Annotated in this window: 21 protein-coding genes; 2 read left to right on the forward strand and 19 right to left on the reverse strand. The window is 51.6% G+C overall.

Going from position 1 to position 20,312, the window contains the following annotated elements; genetic code table 11:
* A partial coding sequence (locus ACETWG_07825; protein ID MFB0516496.1) for a hypothetical protein occupies nucleotides 1-189 on the reverse strand: 189 nt, incomplete at its 3' end.
* Nucleotides 190-672: 483 nt separating this feature from the next.
* Here ACETWG_07825 and ACETWG_07830 point away from each other — a divergent pair.
* Together ACETWG_07830 and ACETWG_07835 are read left to right on the forward strand one after the other, a co-directional pair.
* Complete coding sequence (locus ACETWG_07830) at nucleotides 673-1,269, forward strand: type IV toxin-antitoxin system AbiEi family antitoxin domain-containing protein (protein MFB0516497.1); 597 nt, start codon at nucleotides 673-675, stop codon at nucleotides 1,267-1,269.
* A 44-nt stretch (nucleotides 1,270-1,313) separates the two neighbouring features.
* Nucleotides 1,314-2,183 (forward strand): nucleotidyl transferase AbiEii/AbiGii toxin family protein, encoded by an 870-nt coding sequence (locus ACETWG_07835; protein ID MFB0516498.1) that lies wholly within the window; start codon nucleotides 1,314-1,316, stop codon nucleotides 2,181-2,183.
* A gap of 536 nt (nucleotides 2,184-2,719) precedes the next feature.
* Here the strand turns inward: ACETWG_07835 and ACETWG_07840 are convergent.
* The 18 genes from ACETWG_07840 to ACETWG_07925 all read right to left on the reverse strand — a co-directional run.
* On the reverse strand, nucleotides 2,720-4,027 hold the full coding sequence (locus tag ACETWG_07840) for a glycoside hydrolase family 88 protein (GenBank protein ID MFB0516499.1): 1,308 nt from the start codon (nucleotides 4,025-4,027) through the stop codon (nucleotides 2,720-2,722).
* Nucleotides 4,020-4,247 carry a hypothetical protein gene (locus tag ACETWG_07845; GenBank protein ID MFB0516500.1) on the reverse strand — a complete coding sequence of 76 codons (228 nt, stop codon included), beginning with the start codon at nucleotides 4,245-4,247 and terminating at the stop codon, nucleotides 4,020-4,022. Before ACETWG_07845 ends, ACETWG_07840 begins: the two co-directional genes overlap by 8 nt.
* Before the next feature lie 57 nt (nucleotides 4,248-4,304).
* A complete protein-coding gene (locus ACETWG_07850; GenBank protein MFB0516501.1) occupies nucleotides 4,305-5,480 on the reverse strand; it encodes an alginate lyase family protein in 1,176 nt (391 codons plus the stop codon).
* Between the two features lie 122 nt (nucleotides 5,481-5,602).
* Nucleotides 5,603-5,833, reverse strand: a complete 231-nt coding sequence (locus tag ACETWG_07855; protein MFB0516502.1) for a hypothetical protein — start codon at nucleotides 5,831-5,833, stop codon at nucleotides 5,603-5,605.
* A 93-nt stretch (nucleotides 5,834-5,926) separates the two neighbouring features.
* The gene (locus ACETWG_07860; protein ID MFB0516503.1) at nucleotides 5,927-6,061 is read right to left on the reverse strand and encodes a FlgD immunoglobulin-like domain containing protein; all 135 of its coding nucleotides are present in this window, start codon (nucleotides 6,059-6,061) and stop codon (nucleotides 5,927-5,929) included.
* Between the two features lie 765 nt (nucleotides 6,062-6,826).
* Nucleotides 6,827-8,530, reverse strand: coding sequence for a hypothetical protein (locus ACETWG_07865; GenBank protein ID MFB0516504.1), 1,704 nt, complete (start codon nucleotides 8,528-8,530; stop codon nucleotides 6,827-6,829).
* A gap of 16 nt (nucleotides 8,531-8,546) precedes the next feature.
* On the reverse strand, nucleotides 8,547-9,557 hold the full coding sequence (locus tag ACETWG_07870) for a polysaccharide lyase 6 family protein (protein ID MFB0516505.1): 1,011 nt from the start codon (nucleotides 9,555-9,557) through the stop codon (nucleotides 8,547-8,549).
* A 132-nt stretch (nucleotides 9,558-9,689) separates the two neighbouring features.
* Nucleotides 9,690-9,872, reverse strand: a complete 183-nt coding sequence (locus tag ACETWG_07875) for a T9SS type A sorting domain-containing protein (protein MFB0516506.1) — start codon at nucleotides 9,870-9,872, stop codon at nucleotides 9,690-9,692.
* Entirely contained in the window at nucleotides 9,835-10,425 is a 591-nt protein-coding gene (locus tag ACETWG_07880; GenBank protein ID MFB0516507.1) for a hypothetical protein, read from the reverse strand. The genes ACETWG_07875 and ACETWG_07880 overlap by 38 nt, the downstream gene beginning before the upstream one ends.
* Before the next feature lie 33 nt (nucleotides 10,426-10,458).
* Nucleotides 10,459-10,809: a cupin domain-containing protein gene (locus tag ACETWG_07885; GenBank protein MFB0516508.1), complete on the reverse strand. Its 351-nt coding sequence runs from the start codon at nucleotides 10,807-10,809 to the stop codon at nucleotides 10,459-10,461.
* On the reverse strand, nucleotides 10,806-10,994 hold the full coding sequence (locus tag ACETWG_07890) for a hypothetical protein (protein MFB0516509.1): 189 nt from the start codon (nucleotides 10,992-10,994) through the stop codon (nucleotides 10,806-10,808). The genes ACETWG_07885 and ACETWG_07890 overlap by 4 nt, the downstream gene beginning before the upstream one ends.
* 73 nt (nucleotides 10,995-11,067) lie before the next feature.
* The gene (locus ACETWG_07895; protein ID MFB0516510.1) at nucleotides 11,068-13,308 is read right to left on the reverse strand and encodes an alginate lyase family protein; all 2,241 of its coding nucleotides are present in this window, start codon (nucleotides 13,306-13,308) and stop codon (nucleotides 11,068-11,070) included.
* A gap of 125 nt (nucleotides 13,309-13,433) precedes the next feature.
* The gene (locus tag ACETWG_07900; protein ID MFB0516511.1) at nucleotides 13,434-14,159 is read right to left on the reverse strand and encodes a FadR/GntR family transcriptional regulator; all 726 of its coding nucleotides are present in this window, start codon (nucleotides 14,157-14,159) and stop codon (nucleotides 13,434-13,436) included.
* Nucleotides 14,160-14,888: 729 nt separating this feature from the next.
* Nucleotides 14,889-15,362, reverse strand: coding sequence for an RNA polymerase sigma-70 factor (locus tag ACETWG_07905; protein ID MFB0516512.1), 474 nt, complete (start codon nucleotides 15,360-15,362; stop codon nucleotides 14,889-14,891).
* Nucleotides 15,363-16,137: 775 nt separating this feature from the next.
* Complete coding sequence (locus ACETWG_07910; GenBank protein ID MFB0516513.1) at nucleotides 16,138-16,821, reverse strand: class II aldolase/adducin family protein; 684 nt, start codon at nucleotides 16,819-16,821, stop codon at nucleotides 16,138-16,140.
* 48 nt (nucleotides 16,822-16,869) lie between these two features.
* Nucleotides 16,870-17,667 carry an aldo/keto reductase gene (locus ACETWG_07915; protein ID MFB0516514.1) on the reverse strand — a complete coding sequence of 266 codons (798 nt, stop codon included), beginning with the start codon at nucleotides 17,665-17,667 and terminating at the stop codon, nucleotides 16,870-16,872.
* Nucleotides 17,668-18,008: 341 nt separating this feature from the next.
* Nucleotides 18,009-18,767: a sugar phosphate isomerase/epimerase family protein gene (locus ACETWG_07920; protein ID MFB0516515.1), complete on the reverse strand. Its 759-nt coding sequence runs from the start codon at nucleotides 18,765-18,767 to the stop codon at nucleotides 18,009-18,011.
* Nucleotides 18,768-18,823: 56 nt separating this feature from the next.
* Nucleotides 18,824-20,312 (reverse strand): metallophosphoesterase (locus ACETWG_07925; GenBank protein ID MFB0516516.1); only part of this gene is annotated, 1,489 nt, incomplete at its 5' end.

The following is a 20,312-nucleotide window of genomic DNA, read 5'->3' on the forward strand; positions in this document are numbered from 1 at the left end:
CTTCTTGTCAATCAGGGTTGGTGTATAGTTTGCACCCGATTTCCCTTCTCGGTATCGACTGTTCACATTGTTTATCGATCGCATACCTCCAGAAAGGTGAGGTAGCCCTAATGCTACCGTATCCTCATCAAGTCTGGCAAAAAAATGTTCTACATCACCAAGATATTCTCCAGCCGCTTCGAGTTCCATTCGCTTCTCGACATATAAGGTAAGGATATACTCGTACGTGTGATGCCCTAAACATATAAGAATTCCCGGATTCCACGCCTCGATCTCATGCCAGATGTGCTGTTGCTTAAAAATACACTGACGAAATTGTACCGGATTAGGCCAAGATCGTGTACTGAGTTCAGTGTGGGGACTACATTTAATCATGTTTGTAAATATATAGTGGTGCTCCATCGGTGAATACGCGCTATCTAGTCGGAAAAGGCAGCAGATAAACTTGTCCAGATTGCTCTTTAGACTAAATGGCTTCCATCTCAGTTCATTGTTTTCGTCGGTTATGACACCATCCCACTCATTTCCGTCATAATTAACATTTATTGCCACGGCCATCAATATTTATGAACCAGAATTCCTAGTTGAATTCTAGGGGCAGGTAATGTTACATTTCCTAGGCACATATTAATAAGCGCCAAGGTATTGTAACAGGTAAAAAGCAAAACAGAAATGAATGCAACGCAACAGATTCTGAAATTCCTTGAAAAGAATCATATCATAAGGCCAAGAGATCTTGATCCATACAATATCCCACGCGAGTACCTTCGGAGACTGCACATGAGAGGTATTCTCAGACGGGTGGGCTGGGGACTTTATGTTCTTGAGAATGGGAAAGAAATGGAACAGCAGACGCTTATCGAAGCATGTAAACGCGTACCTCAAGGAGTGCTATGTCTTCTCACAGCTCTACAATATCATGAAATTACTGCACAGATGCCCTTTGATGTCTGGATGGCAATAGACCGAAAGTCATGGCTGCCACAAGTTGATCACCCCAGGATACGGTTCATGCGCTTCTCTGGACTTGCACTCACTGAAGGAATAGTCGAGCATGATGTATCGGGAGTTACCATAAGAGTCTATAATCCTGCAAAGACTGTGGCGGACTGTTTCAAGTATCGAAATAAAATTGGACTCGATGTAGCTATAGAAGCCCTCCGGGATGGGTATCGCACACGCAAATTCAACGTTGATGAGATTATGAAATACAGCAAGGTTTGCCGCGTGGCTAATGTGATAAAGCCATATCTGGAATCGATAATTTGAGCCCTACCCCACTAGCAAATATTCCTGCTTCTGTTCGTCAACGGTTGCTAAATCTTAGCAGGGACCGCGGTGAAGATTTTCAGTTTGTCTTAACCAAGTATGCGATAGAGCGAATCCTATATCGCCTTGCCAAGTCGGAGTATGCTGCTGATTTTATACTAAAAGGAGCTTCCTTGATTGCTGTGTGGACCGGGAGCGAGCGTCGACCAACAAGAGATGTCGATTTTCCTGGACTTGGAGATTTAACTGACGAGCGAATCAGGAAAATCTTCCAGCATATATGCCTAGTGGATGTCGAGCCTGACGGAATGGAGTATGATCCAGAAACCATACAAATAGAAGATATTCGGGAGGGTCAAGCCAACGAAGGAAGGCGAGTGCGAATCCGGTCAAACTTGGGTAATGCCCTTGCCGTCGTTCAGATTGATATCGGACAGGGAGATCCGGTAACACCCAAGGCTAAGAAGATTACTTACCCAACGCTCCTGGAGTTTCCGGCTCCGGAAATTCTCGCCTATCCACCTGAATCTGTAGTAGCCGAAAAACTTGAGGCACTGGTCTCCCTAGGCATAGTAACAAGTCGAGTGAGGGACCTCTACGATTTACTATTGCTTGCTAGCTCCTTCGATTTTGAGGGATCAATTCTGGTCAGAGCCATCAAGGCAACATTCAGCAAACGTGGAACCATGATACCACGAGAAGCACCAGCAGTATTGACAGATGAATTCGCTCGCACTGAAGAGAAACAAAGGCAGTGGAATGCTTTTCTTACTCGTAGTCGGCTTGAAGCGTCCCATCTAGAGCTGGTTGATGTTATTGAGCTACTCAGGAAGTTCCTCCTGGAGCCACTTGCCTCGGCTGCAGATGAAGAAAAGTTCTCGCTAAAATGGATTGCTGGTGGTCCTTGGGTATGAAATCACCTGCCTGGGATTGTGCTTTGAATATCTCATGCTTCAAGTTTTGGATAGCTCAGAATCCCTCACACGATAGTAGATAAAATAGGCCTGAATTAGCACTTCTGCCGGATATCTACTGGATACAGCTGGAACCACTCGTCGGGGTGCTCTGGACCCGCAGTCCGGGTGACGGATAGAAATCAGTTACCAACCCTCCCTGAATCACTGGAGCAATCACCGGACTGATCTTTGTGAAATCCAAGAGATTATTTATGTAATATAGTAGATATGGCTCTTGATCCTTAAAAGCCCAGCAGGCTTGGTGTGTAAAAATCTATTCCCCACTAATACCTTGCCCGAGGTAGCACGGGTATAAACCCCAGATTGGGAATAGTTACTAAATCATTCCCCAAGAATTAGATACGTCCCCCTGAATTCCTGAATGCGAGCCTCGATCACAGCCTCGCCGTCGGGTACTGGTCTAGACGTAATGGCAGCCCTGCCATTGGCCATTCCGATCGCATCACTCCGCGTGGGCGTGCCATATCCGGTGATCAAATCGCCGTTTCCTGAATTTGAGAAGTAGATCCGATCATTATCGTCGAGATACAGCCCTCCGGTTTCCCGTTCACGTAAAGGGTGACGGAGATATTCACTCCTTCGAAAGCGAGCAGAACCTTCACATCCTCCTTTAACACTGGTACGAAGAAGCTTTTCTCGTACCAGCCGATATCCCATTGATACCTGGGAACGTTGTCTACGGCATTGAAGCCACTCCACGTATGCGGTAGTGTGAACGTTTTCCATATCTGGGTTGCCAGATGCAGGCCTTCCATATGATCTATGTCATCTTCCAGATAGAACCAGTTATCGTTAAACCTATAAATCTTGTGAATCGGGACATCTTGGTTGAGATTCTCCAATTCCATCCTTTTCCATAGTTTCCAGACCGCTTCGATGAAGAAATAATCACCCGCTTGGAAGGATTCATCGACGCCCCACATGTTGTGGTAATGATAAATGGTGTGCAGCAGGAGTCCTTCCTCTTTAGGACGCGTACTCTCTGTAAATAAATAATTCCGCAGTAGGAACTGTGTGATTTTCTCACCTACCGCTACATACCCTTCATAGTCCTCTTTTGAATGTGTGACCTCCGCGAGCAGCATCAACCCGGAAGCGGCCACGGCGCCGGCTGACGCATCTCGCAGGACATCCTCGCCCGATAGGTCGAGATCCCAGTACGGGACGAAGTCGTCAGGCAAGCGCTCGATCATGTAGTCAGCCATTTTTTGTGCCACGTTAAGAAAGCGCTCATCGCCCGTCCGGCGATAGGCATTGGCGAATCCATAGATTCCCCAGGCCTGGCCTCGGGCCCAGGTGGATTCATCGCTGTATCCCTGGTGCGTCCGCTTTCGCTCAACGGCACCTGTGTCCAGGTTGAATTCCACCACATGGTACGAGGATCCATCCGGACGCACACTTTCCTGCATGGTCGTGAACGCATGGCGATAGGCGATATTATAATAGTCTTTGTTCCCGGTGACCTCCATAGCCCAGAACAGGAGCTCCAGGTTCATCATGGTATCGATGATCATCCAGCCGGCCCTGTCGTCGGAACCCAGTTTACCCCATGCCCGCAGGAACTTGCCCTTCTGATTGAATCTCCTGGCCAGCATATCGGCCGCCTGAATGCCTGCAGCCCGGTACTTCTCTTCCCCGGTATGCCGATATGCCTGAACGACGGTAGGCAGAAAGATGAAGCCCATGTCATGGGTGTAGTTGATGCCTGCATATGGGAGCAGCGCATCAGCATGTGCAATAGCTCTTTTCTTTAACTCCTCATCATCTGTGATCTCAAACATATACCATAAGTTCGCCGCCGATGAAGCCCGACAGCCAGTTCACATCGTCGCGGAATGTCCAGACACCATCCCGCGTGTATTCAGGAAAACGCCCCTGGAATATCTCATCCTTGTGGAGAAGTTGGGCCTTGATGGCCTCAATCCTTTCCCTTGGAATCTCTTCACCGAACAGGATCGCGCCAAGAAATACTACGAAGGACAGGATTCTGAGCAGCCCCATGATCTACCTTCCAATATGCATGACGAGGAACACCACCAGCGGAGTACGCCGATCAGGCTAGTCATCAACCCATAGTATGGGCTGACGGAGTGGGAAGTTACGGAGCACTTCTCGCTCATCCGGATCGGGATTCAGTCTGCCCCAGAGTTTAATGTAGTCGGCGTTTTGATACGCCAATCCGGCGAAGAGCAGGCTGATCTGTCGGACGGGAAACTGGTCGAAGTATATGACATCCGGCGGATAAGGCCAGCTCGCCTTATCCGCGATGTACGGATACAAGAAATCCATGGCCTTGCGCATTCCTCTCCCGTCAGGCATGCTGAAGGCCCACAGGTCATCTTCGGTGGTGGAGAGAACCTGGCAGATGGATGCCAGAATATCTAGGTTGAACAGGGAGTAGCTGTACGGCTTCGTCCGGGCCAGCTCCAGTGGAAAACTCCCGTCTTCCGCAATCTGGTTCGGTACCAGAACGGTCTTGAATCGCTCCAGGCAATAAGCCTGGATCTCATCATCACCCACCAGCTGGGCAAACGCACTCACCTGCAATAACCAGCAGGAGCCATGATTGTTGGTGCGGTCACGCTCATTGATGCCATATTCGTGGGTTGTCATCCAGCGCACATACTCTGCAAACCACCCTTTCAATCCTTGCAGGTCCTCCCGTTCGATGACTCCGGCTTCAGCCAGAGTCTTAATCGATCGGGCGACTTCGATCAAATGGATCGTATCGATGATTCCCACGCCCCGGCCCGTCACCCTCCCCTTGATGGCCTGACCGTACAGTAAATGGGGATTCATCTTCGTCTCATCGTCGAGGAACCAGGCGCGTAGATGAGCCACGGCATGGGTGGCATGCGTCTCGTCGCCCGTTATGACGTAGGCCGCCGTAAGCGCGGGTACAATAAGGCTCAGCCGGACCATCACCTGCCGATGAGTATCAAAATTATCGGGATTGGACATACCGTCCCTGCGGATGTAGGGTCCTTCGGGATCATCAGGATTAGGCCACCAGTAATCGCCCTCTGAGTAGAAGTCATGAATTCCGCCAGCGGAACGGATGGCCGGACAGGATGTGATGGTCAGAGGCGATTCGTCCAGATATTTGTCAGCAGCCCGCAACACCCGTTCGTGATCAATACTGGCTAGATCCACCTCTATCACCGGCTGTTTGCTCCGACAACCACTGCCTGCGAAAAGCACCACCACCCAGAATAAAGACAAGCAGATTCTCATCAGGTACGGCGGGTTGGTCAGCCTGGAAAACGCATATTCCGGGATTATTTCTTTCATGAGACCACCTCTATGTAAATACGGCGCTCGGAATCTACAACAATCCGTTCAGTATGCGGGACAGTTCACAGCGGATATACTAACCTCAGGTCTCCTTTGTACAGGTCGACGCCTGGGATTTCCGACAAGCGCTCACGGTACCCTGGTTTGCTGAACCTGTCCCCGGCAATGTTCATGATAAAATCCAGACTCACTGAATCCTCAGGTTCCCAGCCCCTGATCTGTTCATACCGCCAGGGCTGCCCATCCAGGGCATGTGGCAGAAGGATATGGCCATGCTCAAAACGGCCAGCCATGATACAGTGGTTCGCAATGAATGAAGCAGACGCAGATCTGATATTCTGAACGGCCTCACGGGTCTCAGCATATTCTTGGTGGTAGCAAGAGGTTCATTTAAGGATAATCATCTTCATGCTGCGGGAGAGATTCTCCGTGCTTAGCCGAGCGATATAAACACCAGAAGGCAGCTCATTCCCTTGGGTCGTGGTGCCATCCCATGCGACGGTATACGACCCGGCCTCTATCTATCCGTCGGTTAGTCTGGTCACGACCTGCTCGTGTATATCGTAGATCATGACTTGTATTTCTGATGCCGTCAACAGGTCAAAACGGATCCTGGTCATGGAATTGAACGGATTCGGATAATTCCGCTGAAGAGTCAGTCCCCGTGGGACGGGTGTACGATTCCCATCATCACTGGCAATACCGACTACCTCACCAAGCCGCTACTCCAGCTGTGCATAGTAGAGTGAGCGGGGATAAAGTCCGGGTGTATTACTACCCTCGATATACCCTTCCGGCTCATCAAAGGGTGCCGGTGGTTTGATACCGGTAATCTGCCCCCCGACAGGCAGCCAATGGCATAATTCTGAGCCGTAGGCGGCTTCTGGACAATGAGATCGCATTATACAAGTCACACGCCCAGGCTACTGAGTGGGCTGTCGACCAGCCAGGACTGGAACCGTAGTGCCTCCGGTTATAGAGCCCCAACAGTCGGGGATTAAAGCTAGGTCTCGGTCCGTCCAGTTCAACCAGATTGTCATAAAGCAGACCGGTGCTCCAGAGATAATGACCTTCGTTGGAGGCATAGGCCGCCTGAGACGCACAATCGACGAAGACGCAGCTGGATGTAGAACTCGTTTCGTTGGAAGCATAATAGACAATCTCGGATTGCCAGGCTGCCTAAGCATTCAGGCCGCCAGGTTCCCCGATGAGCAAGAGGAGCATAATTGAGCCAAACTGCACTGACCGATCCTGTTATACCGCATGACTGGTCACTCTGGATGGACTCATTTCAGGCGCAGCATGCGAATGACGTTCACTTCGCCATCGATAGTGAGCCGCCCCAGATAGATGCCGGAGCCCAGGTCCTGGGGATACCAGGTGTATGTGTGCTCACCGGCTTGCATAACCTGATCCAGCAGGGTGGCCACCCGATCCCCCAGCAGGTTGTACACTTCCAGCCGGACATGGCCTTGATGATCCAAGCAAAATGGGATGCGCGTGGCGGGATTGAACGGATTTGGGTAGTTCTGGAAGAGCTGGAAGCCCCCGGGAACGACGTGGGCAATACTTCCCGGGATCGCCAGGGTCTCCCCTGACCACCTCAGGTCGCCCATGGCTTTCCCATCATCCGCCTGGCCTCGGAGCGGTGAGAGTTCAGCCAGGGTAAAGTCACCGGCCAGCCGGTCAGCGTACAGGGGATCATGCGTCAGCATATGTGCCCCGACCGTCGCACCGCGTTCCGCCACGACCGAACCGGTCAGGAACAGGTTGCAGTAATCAATCGAGGCCAGGAGTCCATACAAGGTTACCGCGGGATAGCCTGTGGAGGTATGGCTGAATATACTATTACGGATTATCGTATCATCGACTTGCTGGCTGGCAATGACTGTGGAGCCCTCGTAGGCACACGAATCGAATGTGCAGTGGTTGATCCTGACGACCGGTCCCGGAGTATAGGGAACATCGTCCCCGGCGTAAATATAGACCGCCTCCTTCCTCGTCAGCCAGAGGGTGCAATTGGTTAGTTCAAAATAGCCCACATTGAAGTTGCCGCTGCCACTGGCCTCGTCTTTCAGACGGATACCTTCCTTGCCGCTATTGGTGAACATACAGTCCGTGAATATCACCGAATCGGCATAGGTCCCGGCATAGGCCCGAAAGAAATTGCCGTCCGCACCCAATACCACATCATGCAGGAGGCAATCATCCACACGCAGGGTATAGGCTCCGGACATGGGGCTGTCATCAGTACGTATGAGGTACTTGGCGGGGGTGGCCGTACCGGCCATACCGTCCAGGTCCAGTCCCTCAAGTGCCAGGCTGCCCCCATCCTGAATCTCAAAGAGAATCCGTGTACTGGTCCCGGTATTCGTGTGCCGGATAACCGGGCGCTCATCCAAGCCCTCTGCAGCGCGAACGGTGAGCGGAACGGTGACCAGTAATGTGCTGCTTAGGGAGTACAGACCGCCAGCGGTGACCAGTTCCAGGATATCCCCGGCCAGAGCTTGGCCGACCGCATACCTCAGGGAATCGTGGCCGGCTCCCACCGCGATCACCTTCGGGTATTCCTGCGACGGCGGCCACCAGGAGGCCCCCACGTCACCGGGTGTCAGCGGGCGGATCGTCACGGGATCATCGGAGTACTCATCGGCACCGATATCCTTGGTCACCCCCCGGGACTGACCGTCCATATCGGTGGTGATCAGGGGATAATCTCCCACCGCCGAATCGACGAGGATACTCTCCCATGATAGCCGCCAGAGACCATCCTCAGCAAGCGAAAGCTCAGGATCACCCAGCTTGATCCCGGAAGTCGGCACGATACCTAGGGGCGATCCGTACATCACGTTGCCCTCCCAGGTCGGATCCTGAGGCATGGCCTCAACGGCAATGAGATAATTCCCGGAACTGGACATCACAACATTGTTGGCGAACAGCGGGCGCAGTGGCGGCAGGGTTCTTTCTGTATCGGCACCCAAACCAAGCACGATATTCTGAGTACAATTAACAAACGTGTTGATATAGAATATGTGGGTCCTTCACCTGGAAATATTCATTAAGGGGTGAATCGGGAATCCCGTTCATCAGCGACAGCGGTGCCCGGAATCCGGTTCCGGCCAGGTCCTGGAAGTAGTTGTTGAATACCTTATGGTTTTCGCCGATGATCCGCACCCCACCGGTCATCGACTTGCCGTTGCCAAAAAAGAAATTGCCGTGCACGGTGCAGTTGTTGCCGTGCCTCAGCGTTAAGGTCCCTTCACATTCATAGAACGTATTGTAGCGGTAAATGTTCTCACACGATTTGTTGGAAATGATCTCGGTTTCACCATTACAGTGTTCGAAATAATTGTATTCCACCGTCGTGGACGAATTCGACAGGGAAAGATCACTGGTCCCGACCCGAATGGTCTCGCCGCCATTCATACCAAGCGGAGGACGGTACGCAAAGTAATTATGGTCTATGAGATGATAGTTCGGCTGTGTATCGGGCCGCCAAACGACGAGCGTTGTTCCTTCATTGGTTTTCCCCCGAAAATAACAGTGATCCACCCGGTTATGGCTGCCATAGATGGATACCCACTTATTGCTGCTGCCATTGGGATTATTGTAGTTGACGATGGCCGTGTTGGTAAGCCGGCAGTAATGGCTGTAGTTGTTCTGCCCGTCCTGGAACTCGATCACGGCAGCATACTCCGAGTAACCATCCTTGAAGTATAGACCGTCCACTACAAGGTAGGTGCCGATAATCTGGAGGTAGGAAGTCCCTGAAAGTACCACCTGTCCGGGATTCCCGGCCCGCAGGAGGATGGGCTGATCCTCTGTTCCGTCGGCCTGGAAACAGATCTCGGCGTTCATCCAGACACCGCCGGTCATGGTGAGCGTATCCCCCGGTTGGACATACGCCAATGCACCGGTGATCTGCTCCAGATTCGAAACTAAGTATTCGGCTCCCGTAACCGTGCCCAGGCTGAGGCACATACACATCAGTAGAATACCTGCTCCATTCCTGCTCATTTTGATATGATCATTATTTGTTTCAAGTTAGAACACCAGTAACTGCTTACAACCATGATATACTAGTATCAAAAGAAAAGGCCGGATGGCTGCAATAGGCAATCCATCCGACCGATTCTACAAACACATCGGTTACTTCATCAGGATCATTTTGTGCGCTTTTGTGAAATCACCGGACTGGATCCGGTAGATGTACATGCCTGATGGCAGTAGCGGATCATGGAGCATGACCTCGTAATATCCGGCCTCTAACTCCCGATTCACGAGCCTGGAAACCTCACGCCCCAGTAGATCGTAGACCGCAAGGGTGGTCATTCCGCTCTCCTTGAGGGCAAACTTGATCTTCATCGTCGGGTTGAACGGGTTCGGATAGTTCTGGTCCAGAGCATACTCCGCGGGCAACGCGTCCGGATCGATACCCTGCGGCACTTCGGTAAATGTGGCCAACACCCTTATCGGCATCCATGGTTACCATAGTGGGATTCGTCGAACCGGTCACGTCACCGCTCCAGGCGCTGAATTCCCAACCGGTGTCGGCGACCGCGATCATCGTCACCACCTGTCTGGCGTCGAAGAAGGGTCCCACCGGAGCAGGATTATAGAATACCCTGACCGTATACTGTGCCGGCGGTATATTCAGAATGAAATATTCGCCGTTTTGATCGGTGGCGGCCCCGGGAGGTGCGTCGAGCTCCACTTCCTCATCATCGATCCAGACAGTACTGACCAGAACATTCGCGCCTATTAGCGGTTCTTGCGTCGCCCCGTCTTCTACTCGCCCCGCTATTTTGCCGGTTTCCCCCGCTGTCAAAACACCCACCAACGCCAGCAGGAAGGAAAGAATCGGTAGGTATCTTTGCCTGATCATGGTCTGTTTCCGCCCACCATTACGCCATGGGGATCAATACCCGCTCCCCCCCGTCGGTTCAAGAAAATCCTCACGCCGCGGTGAAAATGTATCTATCAGCGATCCCTCCTCCAAACAGATTGCACCGTGCAAGGCCTCGCTGGGAATAACGAAGCAGTCACCGGTCTTCAGCATCTCCTTATGCCCGTCGATCTCGACTTCGAATTTGCCCTTCTCCACATATGATACCTGCTGATGGGGATGTGTATGCTTGTCGGCAACGACCCCGGTGTCAAAATAAACTCGCACAAGCATCAGATTGCTGTCATACCCCAAGATCTGCCGTCGCATACCCGGTTTAATCTGTTCGATCTCGACTTCGTCACTTCGTATGTGGGTTTTCATCCGGAACCTCTTATTTCTCGGGGAACGACACGCTCAACGTATCCCGACAATACAAAAACAGACAACAGAGCGAGGGGCACCAGACAGGCCCCCAGGATAAATACCGGTACATAACTGACCGCCTTCAGGGTCGGCACCGAATAGGTGACCAGTATGACTCCGCTGGCCGCACTGGTCCCGCCCATTCCGGCCAACGATCCACCATCGCAAATCCTTGATCGTTTTCATTCCTGCTCCACGTCAGGTTGAATCAGCATGCTATCTCTCTTCAAAGCGGGCGGAGTAATTGCCCGTCCATTCGTATGCTTGCCCGTTCACCATAACCGAGTGTTTTCGGCTGTCCGAGGCCTCCTGATTCGTCACCGACAGGATCCATTCCAAGCCGTTTTTCCCGGTTATCCTGACAACCGTACCCGCATCGGAATGGCCCAGAACCGTTGCTGCCCTGATCATACCTCTTGCAGCCCGGGAGGATTCCGTGGCCTCGTTGAAGTAACCGTGGGGTTCGATGACGGAGCAGAACACCACTTCTTTCCCCATGGTCCTGCCGATCATCAGCGGCTCAGACCGCAGATTATAGTCGGGATCGTGCGCGCCTGTCCGACCGAACAAGATCTGCATACCCTCTCTTTCCGCCAGGGTGATCGTGTAGTACCGGTGACCATCCACCCAGGTGATGCGGGCACTGGAATCCAGTTCGGCCTGGGCTGTCTTCCAGATGTGCTGGTACCCGTAATCCGTACCTAGAGCATTCAGATTTTCCGTTTCGGCTTCGCATGCGAAATTGGTGTTGATGAGCTGCCCGTTATAATGGATGGCGTAATCGTATTGATGTGTCTTGTCCCCGACCAGCCGGAAGATGTCCACCAGCACGGGATACTCCACTTGAGGATTCGACACCAGGAACAGCGTGCGCTGCATGGTTACGCCATCCACGTGATGGTTCGCCCGGGCACTCATCACCTGCAGGTCCGGATCGCTGGCATCGAAAAAATGCCGCTCGCCGTGAACCTTGTCTGCGGCCTCGAAATCCCCCCGGTTCTGGGAGATCCCGTCAACCACAACCGTGTTGTGAGCGATGGTCTGTTTGGCGTAGCTGTTATTTTCCGGCAGGTACCGGCCACCAAACTTGGGCTCGATATTGATCCAGCGGCAGAAACCATAGTCGGGAATAACCTCGCGTTCCTGATCATAGAAAATGAAATGCAGCTTGTCAAAATGACCGTGTTCCAATCCGTGTACACCGTACTTCATCAGGACCATCGTCTGGTCCGCTCCCTCACCATGACGCAGAATGCCCAAGCCTCCTTCGTCACCCCGGGTACCATCGGTATATTCGACGCTGGTCCATCTGATCTTGGGTGGCTCATCAAGTATGGCTAACGCTTTGGCCGTGGCAAGACCGGCCCCGTTGAGGACCACACGGTCCTGGATGGCACAGGTCGCCAGTAAATTGGCGTCCGCTCCTATTCGGTGAATAATGGCATCGGTTCCCAGAACGACTCCCGGGGCTCGGATATCCATGCTCCGCGAGGCATCATTCAGTGGCGCGAATACACCGTTGGGGAAGGCCGTGTTCAAGGATGCATACAGAGCCTTTTTCATAATCCCGTCACGGTAGCTGTAGATCTCCAGTTCCGGTTGATTGCGCTTTATCGCCTCCGCGAACTTGAACAGCGGGCGCATGGCATAGCGGGCGTAGTACGGACCCTCCATATAATACCCGTCTGGTGAATACAGCAGCTCCACATCCTTCAGGAATCCCGCTGAACCGTCCTTCTGCGTCCCGTACAGGGCCATCTCCACCCAGTCTTGATTCCCCGTAACGTAGCCTATCATTCCCACCGATACCGCCGACCACATACCGTGGTTGTGGATGCGATCGAACTCTTGGGCGTTGTCTTCAGTAAACCACTTGACCATCGGACGGAAGACGTTCTTTTCAAAATGCTCCCGGTCTTCTGGGCTCAGCCATTCATAGATGCAATCATAGGCGATACTGGTGTTCGTCAACCAGACGGTCTCATTCAGCATCTGGTGAAACAGTCTGCCAGGGCTCTGGTTATGCGCCAGGGGATGGGGGACGAGAGTGGGATACAGCTCAGCGTAGTGCATGAGCATGTCCCGAATAAAACCGGCGTAGCGCTCATCACCGGTAATCTGATATAACAGGCCGGCATCTCGCATGTCCCGGTAGTTCTGCTTGTGGCGTTCGTGCTCGTACCCACCGGCTTCTCCCGGGCGTGGAACCTCGATCGGATGATCCATTGCCACATTCAAGGCCTGCTCGATCTCGTCAAACGACCGATCCAGGAGCGGATATCTCCCCAGGTTATTCCGGATCGCCAGCGCCTCAGCCTTGCTGATCATCAGGCATGGATGCTGGCCCCCGCTTGCTCCTCGCCCCACCTTTTCGGTGCACCCGGTCAGCACGAATAGCACGGCTACTGCAGCGCTGAACACCCGGTTCATGAAGAGTCTGTTGGGCTCCCGGTTCACTCCATTCGCCCTAAAGCAGGTACAGACCACCGAGAGATCTCCATTAGGTACTTATCTCTGCCCCTGGAATCTTTGTGCGTCGAGTGGTCTGACTAAAAGATTCAGACCTTATCTCATTCTGAAAATCACGCCATGGACTGAGCAGTAATGTGGGCATGCTCTTCAGCGATGGCCATATGCTCAAGCATCTCCTGATAGGCCCCGTCGGCATCTTGCGCGATAATCCTGTCCAAGATTCTGCGATGATGCTCAACGGCGGACTCATGTGCCTGGTCAACGTGCTCCAGGATGATGGTTTTGATCTTCGGCATCATCTGAAATACGGGATCAACAATCAAGGGGATGATCGGATTCTGGGTGCTGTGTGCTAACCGGAGATGAAAATCCCTGTCCAGTTCCCCCTGCTTCTCATGGTTACTCTCGCTCACCGTTTCAAACCGCTTGAGGATGGCATGCAGCTCCTGAAGATCCGTTTCAGTGCGATTTTCGGCCGCCAGGCGGGCAATATTCGGCTCCAGTATTTTCCGTATCGCTACCAGCTGGAGTATCAGATCCTTATTGAGGTTGAGCTCCAGATACAGGTGCATCGGATTGAATGCCAGGGTCTCATGATAGTCATTTACGAAGGCCCCCTTACCCTTTTGGATCGTAATTAGGCCTCTGGTGCTGAGTATTTGAAGTGCTTCCCGCAGCGCCGGACGACTGACACCAAAGATGGAGCTCATCTCCTGCTCCGTCGGCAGCTTCTGACCCGGGAGCAGCACCTTGTTCCGGATGGACTCCTCCACCTGCTGGACAATCTGCTGGCTGAGGGTGGTACTAATTCCTATTTGTTTGAAGGCTTGACTCAATGTGGCACGTATGATTTTGAATATAATATTGGTATAAGATGTCAGACATCTTACAGGATAAAGGTATCCACTTTGCCCCATAAATGCAAGCGCTAAATGCTTTTTCTAACACAGAGTCTGCCTGGTGGTGTAGTGGCCGCTCACGGTTGCTCCATGAGTCTTGAATTGGAGTTCTCACAACAAATCCCGCTGCCCCTATTTCAACTCACCGCAACATTCGTGAGAAACGAATTGGAATCCTCGCTAAGACAGATTCCGTTACCATGTTCACCGACTTTCTGCATACCGTAATATTAACTAACTTCGGACTGCATTCACTACGGTAAATACCACCTCGAATGATCGCAGAATCGACAGGTTCTAGATGAGCTGCTGAAGGTGTGGTCCCCCAAGAGGCGATCCAACCATTGGGATAAGAATCAACTCTGGCTCAGAATCCGTGACACAGCCAGTCTGGGCCCGGTCCCGATCACGAATAAAAGCAGAATCCCTCTTTCACTTTACGCCCACAAATCAAGGACTCTCCAAGTGGCTGCCGGTGTGCTACTCGCGGTCTCTTTGTCCTATCTTGGTTACACGACGATTACACAGACTTGAGCGGTGAGACAGTGATCTATACGCAAAAGGAACACTGGTTTCCCCGGCTGCCCTCGCTGGGTTTCAGCTGGGAATGGGACTACCAATAACCACCGGGATTGACATCGGGGTGCTGCTGACGGAACCAGCGGATCAGCGCTCGGATAACAGATTCCTGCGGAGAGCCGTGAAAGCACGGCTGAGCTGTGTCTTTACGGTGTTTATGGAGATATCCAGAACGTCGGCGATTTCCTGGTATGTGAGACCGTCGACCCTGCTCATCAGGAAGATGGTCCGGCAGCGTTCGGGGAGCTGCCGGATGGTGCGATTCAATAATACGGTCAATTCGGCCCAGTACAATTCGTCCTCAGGAGTCGAGGTGGCATAGTGGAGGGATTGCAGATCTCCCTCCGCTGTGCGTTCAACCTTGGCATGCCGGATGACCTTCAAGGCCTGATTTCTAACGGATTTATAGAGATCCGCTTTCAGCGATAACTTCGGATTCAGGTTAGCTCTCCCCCGCCAAATCCTGACAAAAACTTCCTGCACAATGTCCTCACAGGCCTGGGTATCCGCTACGTAGCCGAAGGCAAAGTCAAGCAAGGCGTCGGCGTAAGTATCGAACAACGCTTAAAAGGCGGATTCATCACCGGCACGGATCCGTTCAGCGTAATCGGTATCAGTCGGTTGGGTGCCCATGGGGCAATATTAACTTCCCCCGCCACCATTGATCAGTCCACCTTCTTCAACCCGCAGCGTAGCACACGTTAACCCACCTTGACGTTCTCGTTGCTTCAATTCCTGTCTCGCACTCACCGCACCGGCCCGGCTGGAGGTGCCTTGGCGTCTTTCTTAATCTTGGCTTACGGCTGGTCGCTGACCGCTGTTCTCTCCTCTTAACTCGAAACAAGGAACATGAAACTCGGAACTCGGAATGATCCCCCTCTTCACTGACTCCTGACAACCGATTGCTGACTGCTTCCCACCAATCGCTCCATGCGCCCCATGTACCTGATGCGCCCTGCGCGCTAAAAATCCACCATAGCTATAAAGTAAGGGGAATAATTCCTCTTTAGGCTGGATATGAAGATCCACCTGGATGTGATATGGGGGTGGGAAGCTGTGCGTGCCGGGGGCGGGGCTCTGAGATGATGGGATTCGCCCTCGCTTCCTGCCCCGCCTTCAGATGGGATTCAAGACGGGACTTCGCCGGCAGGTGGGGATTACACGCTGTGGGACCGGCGGAGGGGTGGGCTGCTAAAACTCACTAAATTGCCGATGATTTCCGGATGGTATTCAGGAAATTCCATGTGTTTAGTGGTGGATGCAGGCAGGATTTCTACTTCAGTAGCAGCATTTTATTGACCTTGGAGCACTCTGACCACTGTCAGTTCGAAGTCGCCTACTCAAGGTCGGGCAAGTCAAATTCGACCGGGGTTCCAAGGGTCTCGCAGAAGTACGCGATTCGCGCTGTATTCTCCACAACCTCCCCCTTATACAACAGATCGTATAGATCACTGCCTACAACGAATACGCCATGGTTCTGCATCATGACCACCTGGGTGTCATGATTCTGGTAGGTATCCAACACAGCATCGATCAGTTCCTGTGATTCGACAGGGTAATAGGGGATGATGGCCACACTTCGCAAGAGATTAACCGATTGCTGAGTAACGGCAGGGATCACCCGTCCGGCAGTTGCCCAAGCAGTGGCGTAGGGAGCATGTATGTGCATGATTGCCCCTACCGATTCCCGGAGGCGATAGATGTCCCGATGGATGTCGGCTTCATGAGAGGGCTGGGGAGATCCTTCCATCAGCTCGCCGTCCAGAGTGAGCGTTGCCAGCTTCTGATGATCCAGGTCCCCTAAACAGTTGCCCGTACCCTTGATAATAAACCGGTTCATACCCTCTACCCGGACACTGATGTCTCCCCCAGTCCCGAAAGTAAGGCCACTGTCATAAACTCGCTTAGCTACTTCGATGAGCTTGTCTTTGTGCGCTCGGTCGAGAGCACTTTCCTGCCATGAGCTGCAGCAGATAAAAACGCTCAACAATCCTGCCAGGAAAAATCTGGTTCTCATCATCCCTCCTTTGCTTGAAATCAATTTGCCAGCCACCTCTGACCATCCTCGCTACGCTATGAACAGGTAGCGTACCACGGGGAGGCTGAGTTGATCTGCTGGTTGTACACCGGATACAATGACGATGGTCAAATGTGACCGGTTATTGGATACTATCCGGCAGAGCCGCCCGCCAGCCTTGAGCCAGCCGATAATGGCACAATTGACATGTTTCAGCGAGAGCGCATACTGAATCAGGTCTTCGACCGTAACCTCTTCAACCGTTTCTCTCGGTCGGATTACTTTCATTACGAGGACTCCCAGTCCTTTATCCGCCGCTGTTGGTATGGCCGTTTTCTCAAAAGGTTGACCACCACCATGATAATGATTCATGGCTATCAGCATGGTATCAAACTCGAATTCCTTGGCCAGTTTTACCATTGCTTCTGCCGAGGCATGGCCTGAGAATCCGATGTGTCTTGTTACACCTTCTTCCTTCAGTTTTTGAATGACGCTGAACACGTTGCCCTTTTTGACGATCTCTTCTACATCCTCCAAAGACTGAATAGAATGAATCTTTAATTCATCCAGATGATCGGTTTGCAATCTTTTGAGGCTTCTCTCGATCTGTTCCTTTGCACCTTCACCATCTCTGGCACCTACCTTGGTTGACAGCCACATTTCTTTCCTTCTATGTTTTAGAACCCTGCCGAGTCTTTCCTCACTGATTTTTCCGTCGGCCTCATAACTCGCAGCCGTATCCCAGTAATAGAGACCATGATCAATCGCATAATTGAGGACCCGATCAGATTCCTCCTCGCTTTCAATCGACAGGAAACGACTCCCACAACCTATGCCAATGATGGGCACGGAAATGCCCGTCTTCCCCAGCTACCGGGTTGGTAGACCTTTCGGATCAAGCTGTTTATCCGGAAGTGGATATAAATATTTAGGAGCAACGGTCAGAGCCACTGCGGTAGCGGATGATAATTTGATAAAATCTTTTCTGGTTAGAGTCCTTTTTCCCATATCGCTTTCATCCTCTGAAGTTTAAGATACCCAGCTGCGTAATACTTGTCCGTCCCTCGTCATGGCCTCCATCAGATTGTCTATTCTCTCTCTGCCTTCACCTTCAACATGATATTCAAAGTGCATCGTCAGCGGTTCATTAAAGTTAGATTCTTTGAGCAATTTAAAAAATTCCATTCTTATCATGCCATCACCGAGGGGGCACCATTCCACATCACTAATCTAGTGGTCGCGTAGGACCATTTGAAATCCTTCACAATCACTGCTCGTATATATTTTTTAATTCGCTCGTAATTTATCCTCCAGGCAAAGCCACCTTCGACAACAGCGTGTCCGATATCAAAATGGCAGCCGAGATAGTCGGATTCCACGCGCGACAGCATTTCATAGATATCCCACACAGGTGCCCCAACGTTCTTACCACCGGAATGATTCTGATAGATTCCAATGATACCATATTCAGCATTCAAGGCTGCCAGATCTTTCAATTGGAGTATGATATCATCCAGTTGTTTCTGGATGGACCGGGAGAGGTCATATTTCCACCAACCCATACGATAGTACCTGATCCCCAGTCTGCCTGCAGTGTGCAGCACCTGTTCCGTATATGGTTCGGACAGACTGCGAATGCCAATGGCGATAACGTGAAGTTCAAGATCCCTTTTCCTAAGAGCATCGACCATCCGCGGCAGGTCTTCCTCGACTCGTTCGGGTTCCACATGCCCGCCTGGCCTGACCGGACCTTCGATACCGTCCCACCCCATCTTTGAGACGACTTCAGCTGTTTCCTCATAGCTTAACGACTGAAGCTCCTTGGTGAATCCGCCGATATTCGATTTCGTCACTGGTTCCGCTAATAATATGTTTTTGGGTAAGCCAAATGCCAGCGCAGCAGAGGACACCGCAGCAGTTTTGATAAAGGTCTTCCTTGATTGAAGCATACCATCCTCCTTTAGTGATAATACTTACCCGGTTTTTATCTACCTGTGTGGCTGGCCTAGTTCTGGTACTCTGAGATAAACCTGCGGGCGGCTTTCACATCATCGTTCTCGAATTCTTCCGTGAACCAGTCCAAGCCATTCTGGTAGGCATCAAAGGCCTTTCTCAGTGAACCGGTATTCTCATACAGCCTAGCTAATTCAAAATTGATATCACTCTCAGATGGTAAGATCTGCAAAGCACTCTGGAGGGCATCGATAGCTTGCAACGTATCACCCTTAGCGAGCCACACATCCGCCATCTTCTCGTACCCACCAGGTTTATCCGGTTCTACCGCAGCCAGTTTCTCACAATACTCCAGAGCAGCAGGGAAATTCTGCTCTTTCATGTAATATTCAGCCAGGACTTCGTAGGCGTTGGGATGGGCAGGTAATATACCAATCGCGCGTTCGGCAGCTGCTTTGGCTTCCTCATACTTGCCCAGCTCAAACGCCGAAATTGCCACGATAGCCCAGGCTTCGACACAGGAAGAATCCAGGGTAATGGCCTCCCAAGCTCGCTCTACGGCTTCCATATACATCCCATCATCCATCAGGTTGTCTGCTTCTCGTTCCAGTTTGCTCACGTCAAGTTTATCAACGATATCCTCAAAAATTATGGCTTTGGCATTGTATTCATCCATCATGGCCTGATCACTTTTATCCAGCGTCAGCTCATCAAAGATCTTATCATTGATGTTGATGGCCTGGTAAGTCAATCTCGAGCCATCAATCGAAACCAGCACGAAACCGAATACCCGTTCTGCATATGTGGTCCACTCCAATGTGCGGCTATATCGCATGGGGATTCCTCCATTGCCGCAGACAACATACGTGACCGCTTGATTCCCCTCACGGGTCCTAATCGGCTTGATACGCTCATAATGGTGGTCGTGTCCGTTGAAGACAAGATCGACTCCATATTTCTCAAGTATGGGGTGCAGAAGGTTTTTTCGATAAATACGATCCGGACGATAGTAATTCCCTCCGGAAGTGAAAGGCGGATGGTGGAAAATGGCGATCATCCATTCAGCAGTGTTGTTTTCGAGGTCCTCAATGAGCCATTCTATCTGGCCACCCTCTTCCAGGTAATCGTCATCCGAGTCCAGTACAGCGAAGTGAGTATTCCCGTAATTGAACGAGTACCACTGCTCATTCCCTGGCAAAGAAAAAAAGTTATAGTAATGGTCCGCATGATCTTCGTGATTCCCCAGGACAGGAAATAAAGGGATCTGCTGCATCATGTTGGCCGCTGGGCCAAAAAACAATTTATTCCACTGTACGTAGACCCTACCGCGATTTACCAGATCTCCACCATGAATAACCAGGTCGGGATTCTTGGAAGTGATGAGATCAGTGATCCGCTTATGATTGATCGGTCCATTCCGGTTGTCTCCGTATACAGCGAAAGTGAAGGGAGTTTTCTCATTAACCGCAGTCCGGAAATGGTACTTTCTACTCTTTACGTTATCCTCGAGAATCTGATACCAGTATTCGGTTTCAGTACTC

The organism is Candidatus Neomarinimicrobiota bacterium (assembly GCA_041862535.1).
Taxonomy (GTDB): domain Bacteria; phylum Fidelibacterota; class Marinisomatia; order SCGC-AAA003-L08; family TS1B11.